Source organism: Streptomyces sp. cmx-18-6 (genome assembly GCF_046548915.1).
Lineage (GTDB): Bacteria > Actinomycetota > Actinomycetes > Streptomycetales > Streptomycetaceae > Streptomyces.
The window spans coordinates 96,372-104,812 of sequence record NZ_JAEBEP010000020.1; the positions used below are offsets into that span (position 1 = coordinate 96,372).

The 8,441-nt window shown below is 70.9% G+C and carries 9 protein-coding genes; 3 read left to right on the forward strand and 6 right to left on the reverse strand.

Going from position 1 to position 8,441, the window contains the following annotated elements; all coding sequences use genetic code 11:
* Nucleotides 1–91: 91 nt before the first annotated feature.
* Nucleotides 92–403, forward strand: coding sequence for a ferredoxin (locus ACLJPL_RS32220; protein WP_401366947.1), 312 nt, complete (start codon nucleotides 92–94; stop codon nucleotides 401–403).
* A gap of 54 nt (nucleotides 404–457) precedes the next feature.
* Here ACLJPL_RS32220 and ACLJPL_RS32225 read toward each other — a convergent pair whose 3' ends face one another.
* The 3 genes from ACLJPL_RS32225 to ACLJPL_RS32235 form a co-directional block, all read right to left on the reverse strand.
* Nucleotides 458–1,036, reverse strand: a complete 579-nt coding sequence (locus ACLJPL_RS32225) for a hypothetical protein (protein ID WP_411084501.1) — start codon at nucleotides 1,034–1,036, stop codon at nucleotides 458–460.
* 218 nt (nucleotides 1,037–1,254) lie between these two features.
* Nucleotides 1,255–2,172, reverse strand: a complete 918-nt coding sequence (locus ACLJPL_RS32230) for a tRNA (adenine-N1)-methyltransferase (RefSeq protein ID WP_015607518.1) — start codon at nucleotides 2,170–2,172, stop codon at nucleotides 1,255–1,257.
* 64 nt (nucleotides 2,173–2,236) lie between these two features.
* Nucleotides 2,237–3,487, reverse strand: coding sequence for a site-2 protease family protein (locus ACLJPL_RS32235; RefSeq protein WP_411084494.1), 1,251 nt, complete (start codon nucleotides 3,485–3,487; stop codon nucleotides 2,237–2,239).
* Nucleotides 3,488–3,664: 177 nt separating this feature from the next.
* Between ACLJPL_RS32235 and ACLJPL_RS32240 the strand changes: the two genes are divergently transcribed.
* Both ACLJPL_RS32240 and ACLJPL_RS32245 read left to right on the forward strand, forming a co-directional pair.
* A complete protein-coding gene (locus tag ACLJPL_RS32240) occupies nucleotides 3,665–4,510 on the forward strand; it encodes a RecB family exonuclease (protein WP_411084502.1) in 846 nt (281 codons plus the stop codon).
* A gap of 9 nt (nucleotides 4,511–4,519) precedes the next feature.
* Complete coding sequence (locus ACLJPL_RS32245; RefSeq protein ID WP_084745052.1) at nucleotides 4,520–5,191, forward strand: response regulator; 672 nt, start codon at nucleotides 4,520–4,522, stop codon at nucleotides 5,189–5,191.
* Between the two features lie 188 nt (nucleotides 5,192–5,379).
* On the opposite strand, the gene ACLJPL_RS32250 is transcribed toward ACLJPL_RS32245, so the two are convergent.
* From ACLJPL_RS32250 to ACLJPL_RS32260, 3 genes are all read right to left on the reverse strand, one after another.
* A complete protein-coding gene (locus ACLJPL_RS32250) occupies nucleotides 5,380–6,978 on the reverse strand; it encodes an ABC transporter substrate-binding protein (RefSeq protein ID WP_411084503.1) in 1,599 nt (532 codons plus the stop codon).
* A gap of 308 nt (nucleotides 6,979–7,286) precedes the next feature.
* On the reverse strand, nucleotides 7,287–7,988 hold the full coding sequence (locus ACLJPL_RS32255) for an HAD family hydrolase (RefSeq protein ID WP_411084495.1): 702 nt from the start codon (nucleotides 7,986–7,988) through the stop codon (nucleotides 7,287–7,289).
* Between the two features lie 142 nt (nucleotides 7,989–8,130).
* On the reverse strand, nucleotides 8,131–8,441 hold a 311-nt coding region (locus ACLJPL_RS32260; RefSeq protein ID WP_411084496.1), incomplete at its 5' end, for a vitamin B12 dependent-methionine synthase activation domain-containing protein.

An 8,441-nucleotide genomic window follows, 5' to 3' on the forward strand; every position in this document is an offset into this window, starting at 1 on the left:
CCCCAGAAGCGGCCGGTTGTATCGTCGAAGTGTTCAACACCCGTCAGAGCTGGCTCCAATGGGTTCGGATACGCAGGGAACGGCAGGACACATGACCGTGCAGCAGGACGCGCCGGGCGACAGCGGGACGCAGGACCTGGAGGTCTGGATCGACCAGGACCTCTGTACGGGCGACGGCATCTGCGTGCAGTACGCGCCGGAGGTCTTCGAGCTGGACATCGACGGTCTGGCGTACGTGAAGAGCGGCGACGACGAGCTCCTCCAGGACCCGGGGGCCACCACTCCGGTGCCGCTGCCACTCCTTCAGGACGTGGTCGACTCGGCCAAGGAGTGCCCCGGGGACTGCATCCACGTGCGGCGCGTCAAGGACAGCGTCGAGGTGTACGGGCCGGACGCGGCCTGACCCCTGGGGCACCTTCCCGGGCAGGCGCTTCGGACGGCTTCCCGGACAGGCGCTTCAGACGGCGCGCGCGAGGTCCCCGGAGGTGCGGACGAAGGCGTTGCCCTTCCACTTCCAGGCGGCCTGTTCCTCCTGGTCGGGACAGCAGCGCGGCACCTCCAGCGAGGAGTAGCCGAGCAGGGTCGCCGAGACGACGCCCTCGCGTACGGCGAAGTCCCCGACCGTCTTCTTGTCGGCGGGGTCCACCAGGGTCGCCACGACCCGGGGTGCGGCCCCGCCCGACCGCGTCAGGACGTAGACGCCGCTCGGCGGCGTCCCGGAGCCGGCGTCGCAGTGGACGACGGCGACGGTCTCCGGCCGCCCGTCGCCGTCGAGGTCTCCGGGGGCCTGCTTCGCCACGGTGGTCCCGGCCCCGCCGCACTCCAGGGGGAAGTCCACTCCGGCCGGGTCCGGCGCGGCCACGGGCGCGCTCTGCCGCGTCGTCCGCTGCTCGGGGGCCGTGGCGGTGGCGGTGGCCGTACGGGGCTGGAGCAGCCCGGCCAGGGCGACGACACCGGCCATGGCGAGGGCGGTGGCGAGCCAGTGCACCGGCTTCGTGGCGGTGTGCGCGAGGTCCGGGAGCGCGGAGGTCTGCACGCGGTGTGTCTCCATGTGTTCCTGGGAGCCCGGGGAGGGGGTGGGTCCGCCCCCGAGGGGTGGCCAGCATCGTGCCACACCTCACACGCCGGGGGAACGGCGGGGTGTGCGCCGGTTTCACCGCCGGGGGCGCGCGCCCGGCGGCAACGAGAAGGCGCCGCCGCGCGGTTCCCCGGTCGGTCGGGGAACCGCGCGGCGGCGCCGGTTCGTTGGGCGGGTCAGCCGCGGTCGGCGGCGGAGCCTCCGCGGCTCTGGCTGCCCGGTCCGTCGTAGTCCTCGCCGTAGGCCCCCTTGGAGGGGCGGCGGCGGCGCAGCGGCGGCTCGACGCCGTCCGCGAGCCGGCGGGCGGTCACCAGGAAGCCGGTGTGGCCGATCATCCGGTGGTCGGGGCGCACGGCCAGGCCCTCGACGTGCCAGTTGCGGATCATCGACTCCCAGGGCTGCGGTTCGGCGAAGCAGCCGATCTCGCGGATGGACTCGACGGTGCGCGAGAGCTGGGTGGTGGTGGCGACGTAGGCGCAGAGGATGCCGCCGGGAACGAGCGCCTTGGAGACGGCCTCCAGGCACTCCCAGGGGGCGAGCATGTCCAGCACGACGCGGTCGACGTCGGTGTCGGACAGGTTGTCCTGGAGGTCCCCGACCGTGAGCTGCCAGGCCGGGTGCGGCGAGCCGAAGTAGCGCTCGACGTTCTGCTGGGCGATCTCGGCGAAGTCCTCGCGGCGCTCGTAGGAGTGCAGCATGCCCTGCTCACCGATGGCGCGCAGCAGGAAGGTGCTGAGCGAGCCGGATCCGACCCCGGCCTCCACGACGCGCGCGCCGGGGAAGATGTCGGCGAAGGCCAGGATCTGGCCCGCGTCCTTGGGGTAGACCACGGCGGCGCCGCGGGGCATGGACAGGACGTAGTCGGGGAGCAGGGGGCGCAGCGCGAGGTAGGCGACGTTTCCCGTGGTGCGGACAACACTGCCCTCGGGAGCACCGATCAGCTCGTCGTGCGGGAAAGAACCCTTGTGGGTGTGGAAGTTCTTTCCGGCTTCGAGCGTGAAGGTGTAGTGGCGTCCCTTGGGGTCGGTGAGCTGGACCTGGTCCCCGACCTTGAAGGGCCCACGTCGGCGGGCGGCACCGGTCGGTTCAGACATGTGACCAGCGTACCGGTGATTCTGGGGCCGCCGACCGCCTGGCCCGGGGCGTGGAGAGGCCCCCTCAGGCGCCGGGGCGGGCCATGGCGGCGACGAAGGCGCGCTCGACGTCGGCGGTGGAGAGGACTCCGTAGATCTCGCCGGTCTCCTCGACGACCAGGTACTCGGTGGCCGGGGTGGCCTTGAGCCGGTCCAGGAGGGCTTCGCCGGCCAGTTCGGCGGGGATCCGCATGCCGTCGTTGAGGTCCTGGGCCAGTCCGCTGACGGCGACCCAGGGGCGGCGGTGCTCGGGGACCCCGGCGATCGCGGCCTCACGGACGACGCCCTTGGGGACGCCCTGACCGTCGACGACGACGAGGGCGCGGGCGCCCGCCTCGTTGGCCCGGCGCAGCGCTTCGGAGAGGGGCGTGGCGGACTCCACGGGGACGGCGCGCCGGGTGAGGGCGCGGGCCCTCAGGTCGGGCAGGTGCTCGCGGAGCCGGGCCATGCGCAGGCTGTTCCCGGCCCCGGTCCAGATGATGCCGGCGAGGATCGCGGCGAGCAGGGCGTCCATGACGGTCTCCACACCGCCGATCTCCTCGTTGGCGCTGCCGAGGGTGCCGGTGTGGGTGAGCAGCGGCAGTCCGATGAGGACGGTGATCGCGAGGCCCCGGCCGACCCAGGCGGCGGCGATGGTGCCGCTCATGGGCTTGCCGGTGATCTTCCAGACGATGGCGCGGAGCATCCGGCCGCCGTCGAGGGGGAGGCCGGGCAGCAGGTTGAAGGCGGCCACGATGAGGTTGGAGATCATCAGGCCGGCGAGCAGGACGCCGGGGACGGTGCCGGGTTCGACGAACTGCATCGCCCCGTAGAAGACGCCGCCGAGGACGAGGGAGAGGAGGGGCCCGACGAAGGCGAGGATGAACTCGCGGCCGGGGGTCTCGGTCTCCTTCTCGATCTCGGAGACGCCGCCGAAGAACTGGAGCTGGATGCGGCGGACGGGCAGTTTGTAGCGCAGGGCGACGACCGTGTGGGCCAGTTCGTGGACGAGTACGGAGGCGTAGAAGGCGATCGCGAAGAACAGCGCGACGAAGTAGCGCGCGCCTCCGAGCTCGGGCAGGACCCGCTCCAGCTGGCCGCCGAAGACCCAGGTGATCAGGGCGGCGACGACGAACCAGCTGGGGGCGACGTACACGGGCACGCCGAAGGGGCGGCCCATGAGCAGGCCGCCGCCCGGTTCCGCGGGGCGTTGGGGCTTGCCGCTGTCAGGGGCGGCGCCGGGGTCCGTTCCCCCTGCGCCGGGCTGCGGCCGCCCGCTGTCGCCGCTCTCGTCCACGTGGTCCCTTCGGTTCGGTGCGTGGCCTGCGCCACGATCATGCGGTGTGCGAGGGTCTGCCGTCGATGGTATGCCGCCGGCTGTCAGTGGCGGGCCGTAGGGTCTTCAGACATGACATCCGTGCCCCGGCCGCCGCAGCCGCCTTCGTCACTGTCGCCGTCGCGGGCGAGCGACTTCATGCAGTGCCCTCTGCTCTACCGCTTCCGGGTCATCGACCGGCTGCCGCAGAAGCCCAGCGAGGCGGCCACCCGCGGCACGCTGGTCCATGCGGTGCTGGAGCGGCTCTTCGACGCCCCGGCGGCGGACCGTACGGCTCCGCGCGCGCGGGCGTTGATCCCCGGCCAGTGGGACCGGCTGCTGGAGTCGAAGCCGGAGCTGGGCGAGCTGTTCGCGGACGACGGTGAGGGCGAGCGGCTGACGCGCTGGCTGGGCGAGGCGGAGCGGCTGGTGGAGCGGTGGTTCTCGCTGGAGGACCCGACGCGGCTGGAGCCGGCGGAGCGGGAGCTGTTCGTCGAGACGGAGCTGGAGTCGGGGCTGCGGCTGCGCGGGGTGATCGACCGGGTCGACATCGCGCCGACCGGTGAGGTGCGGATCGTCGACTACAAGACGGGGAAGGCCCCGCGGCCGGAGTACGCCGAGGGCCCGCTCTTCCAGATGAAGTTCTACGCGCTGGTGATCTGGCGGCTGAAGGGGATCGTGCCGCGCCGGCTCCAGCTGGTCTATCTGGGCAGCGGCGACGTGCTGACGTACGACCCGGTGCCGGCCGATCTGGAGCGGGTGGAGCGCAAGCTCCTCGCGCTGTGGGAGGCGATCGCGCTGGCGACGGAGACCGGCGACTGGCGGCCCCGGCCGACGAAGCTGTGCGGCTGGTGCGACCACCAGGCGCTGTGTCCGGAATTCGGCGGGACTCCCCCGGTGTACCCCCTGTCGGTACGCCCGGCGGAATCGGACGAGGATGTCCAGGGCACAATGGGCCCCGTCCGGGCCGAGGCCGGCCGAGCTGTGGCTCTTGAGGGCCGTTAAGGAGTTTCCGTGGCGATCCGCGTCCTACTGGTCGACGACCAGCCGCTGCTGCGCACGGGTTTCCGGATGATCCTGGAGGCCGAGGGCGATCTCGCGGTGGTCGGTGAGGCCGGTGACGGCCTGCAGGCCATCGACCAGGTGCGGGCGCTCCAGCCCGATGTGGTGCTGATGGACATCCGGATGCCGCGGATGGACGGCGTGGAGGCGACCCGCCAGATCACCGGCCCCGGGAAGGACGGCCCGGCGAAGGTGCTGGTGCTGACCACCTTCGACCTCGACGAGTACGTGGTGGAGGCGCTGCGGGCGGGGGCGAGCGGCTTCCTGCTGAAGGACGCCCCGGCCAATGAGCTGGTTCAGGCCATCCGGGTGGTGGCGGCGGGCGAGGCGATGCTCGCCCCGAGCATCACGCGCCGGCTGCTCGACAAGTACGCGGACCATCTGCCCTCCGGCGAGGAGCCGGTCCCGGACGCCCTGCACACGTTGACGGACCGTGAGGTGGAGGTCCTGAAGCTGGTGGCGCGCGGCCTGTCCAACGCGGAGATCGCCGCTGATCTGTTCGTCAGCGAGACGACGGTCAAGACCCATGTGGGCCATGTGCTGACGAAGCTGGGCCTGCGCGACCGGGTGCAGGCCGCGGTGTACGCGTACGAGAGCGGGCTGGTGCGTCCGGGGGCGCAGTAGGACCACCGTCGATACGAAGCCGTCCGGCCCGCCCCTCCTGCGAACGTGAACAGGATCGGGGCGGGCCGGACGGTTTCGGTGGTTCGAACGGACGGACGGTCGCTCAGGCCCTGGTCCGGACGGTCAGAGGCCGGTCCGGACGGTCAGGCGCCGGCCCGGACGCTCAGACGGACGTGGGCCCGGAACCGTCAGGCGTTGGTCCTGTTGAGCTCCCAGAGCTGGAGCTCGGCGGTGGCGCTGATGGACCGCTCGACGCCGGCGACCCCGCTGCGGGAGGCCACGTACTGCTTGCCCTGCCAGATCGGCAGGACGGGCACGTCGGTGGCGACGATGTTCTGAAGCTTCTCGTACGTCGTGGCGGCGGCGCTGCGGTCGGCCTGGCGGCGCGACTGCGGGATGAGGACGTTCTGCGCCTCGTGCGACCGGTAGGGGGAGTTGAGGAAGTTGTTCTTGTCCAGGAACGGCGCGGTGTAGTTGTCCGCGTCCGGGAAGTCGGGGAACCAGCCCATGCCGTAGGCCGCGTAGTCGCCGCGCTTCTGCTCCGCCCGGTACTTCGACCACTCCTTGCCCTGGATGGCGACGTCGAAGAGGCCCGAGCGGTTCAGCTGCTGCTGGAGGGTCTTGAACTCCTTGGCCGTCGCGGAGCCGTAGTGGTCGTCGGTGTAGTGCAGGGTGAACTTCACCGGCGTCTTGATCCCGGCGTCCCGGAGGATCTCCGCGGCCTTGGCGGTGCTGGGCTCGCCGTACTTGTTGAAGAACGCGTTGGTGTGCCCGGTGATGCTGGAGGGGATCAGCGAGTAGAGCGGCTCGGCGGTGGTGCCGTAGACCTTGCCGGCGATCTCGCCCCGGTCGATGATCTGCGCCATGGCCTGTCGTACGGCCTTGTTGACCACGGGGTCCTTCGTGTTGAACCCGAGGTAGCTGATGGCGAGGCCGGGCATCTCGGTGAGCTCGACGCCTTCCTTCGGGTTCACGAGCATGTCGCGGGCCTGCTCGGGCGACATGGTGCGGGTCATCATGTGGATCTTCTTCTGCTCCAGCGCCTGGCCCATGGCCTCGGCGTCGGGGAAGAGGTCCATCTCGACCTTGTCGTTGAGGACCTTCAACTCGCCCTTGTACGACGGGTTCTTGGTGAAGTTGATCTTGACGACCCGGCCGTCCTCGACCTGCGGCTTCATGGTGTACGGACCGGAGCCGTTCACCTGGAAGCCGGTGCGGGCGCTCTTCGCCGGGTACTGCCCCTTGGGGACGATGCCGGCCGCGGGGGTGGCGAGCTTGTACGGGAAGGTGGCGTCGGGGGTGTTCAGGTGGAAGATCACCTGGTTCTCGCCCTTGGTCTCGATCATGTCGATGTTGGCGAGGAGCCCGACCGGTCCGCTGTCGGAGTTGATGTCGATGACCCGCTGGATGGAGTACTTCACATCCTCGGCGGTGACGGGCGTGCCGTCGGAGAACGTCAGGCCCTTGCGCAGGGTGCAGCGGTAGCTCTCGTTCACGGTGTCCGTGAAGGTGCAGTCCTCGGCGGCCTCGGGCACCGGCGCGCCGCCGCCGGTGGGCACGGAGGTCAGGGTCTGCACGGTCTGCCGCAGGACGTTCCAGACGCCTGCCTCGTAGCCGATGGCGGGGTCGAGGGGAGCGGGGTTCTCCTCGGAGGCCACGAGCTGGTCCGTGGTGCCGACGACGATGGCGTTGCCACCGCCGGCGCCGCTGTCCGTGCTGCCGCAGGCGGCGAGCACGGGGGCGAGCAGGCCGACGACGGCCGGCAGCACCAGGGTCTTGCGGTTCATCTGGACGTTCTCCCTCATACCGGCAGGTGAGGAACCAAAGTTAGTAGCCGCCGACGACCGCGCCGACCGTCCGGAGCGCGGCTCGCCTCCCCGCCACGACCCAGGGCGCGAACATATGATCACCATTCCGGACAGCTCCACCGATCACGGCAGGGCACGAGGGGCCTCCGGGTGAGGAAGCTCACCCAGCCGACCTCTTCACTTATGTGCCGTACAGGTGATTCACGTCCACAGAAAAGTGCCGGAACACACACGGGCCGGGGAGGAACTCCGCCGTACGTTCACGAGGCCGCGCCCCGCGACCGCTCTCACCCCGTCGCGGTGACGAGCTTCCGGAGGAAGGCGAGGTCGACCTCTTCGAGGGAGCCGACGACGACCCGGCCGGAGGCGGGCGCGATGGGGGCGACGGACGGGACGACGACCACCCGGCAGCCGGCCGCCTCGGCCGCGGCCACCCCGGTCGCGGTGTCCTCGATGACCGCGCAGCGCCAGGGGTCCGCGCCGAAGCCCGCGGCCGCCTTGAGGTAGGGCTCGGGGTCCGGCTTGGTACGCGCGACCTCGTCGCCGGCGACGGTGAGCGCGAAGTGGTGGTGGCCCACGGAGTCCAGCACCCGGTCGATGATGCGGCGGTGCGAGGCCGAGACGAGCGCGGTGGGGATCCGTGACGCGGCCAGCTCGGCGAGCAGCCGCTCGGCGCCCGGCATCAGCGGCACCCCGTTGACGAGACGCCGCTCGAAGCCGTCGTTGAGCAGCACGGTCAGCTCGTCCAGCCGGATGTCCGCGCCGGTCACGTCGATGAGGTATCCGGCGCTGCGGGTCATGGGGCCGCCGACGACCACATCTCTCCAGGACTCCTCCAGCCGGTGCCCGAGGTCGGCGAAGACCTCCTTCTCGACGTCCCACCAGAAGCCCTCGGTATCGACCAGGGTGCCGTCCATGTCGAGAAGGACCGCCTGAAGGGCGGCGCCTTCGGCCGTGCGGGTCAGGGACGCGGGAACCGTACTCGTCATCCGGCACACCTTCCGTAAGGGACGAGAAGGCCGGCCGCCATTCCCGGATGGGGAGGGCGACCGGCCTGCACTGGACCGACCAGTGTACGACCTGTCCGGCGACGGTGCGCGAACGACGCGAAGCCGCAGTGCAAAGGGGCGGTTACCGTGCGTTGAAGTATTTCGCTTCGGGGTGGTGGATGACGATGGCGTCGGTGGACTGTTCCGGGTGGAGCTGGAACTCCTCGGACAGGTGCACCCCGATCCGCTCCGGCTGGAGGAGGTCGGCGATCTTCGCCCGGTCCTCCAGATCCGGGCAGGCCCCGTAACCGAGGGAGAAGCGTGCCCCCCGGTATTTCAGGGCGAACATGTCCTCGACGTCTGTGGGGTCCTCTCCCGCGAAGCCCAGCTCGTGGCGGACCCGGGCGTGCCAGTACTCGGCGAGGGCTTCGGCGAGCTGGACGGACAGGCCGT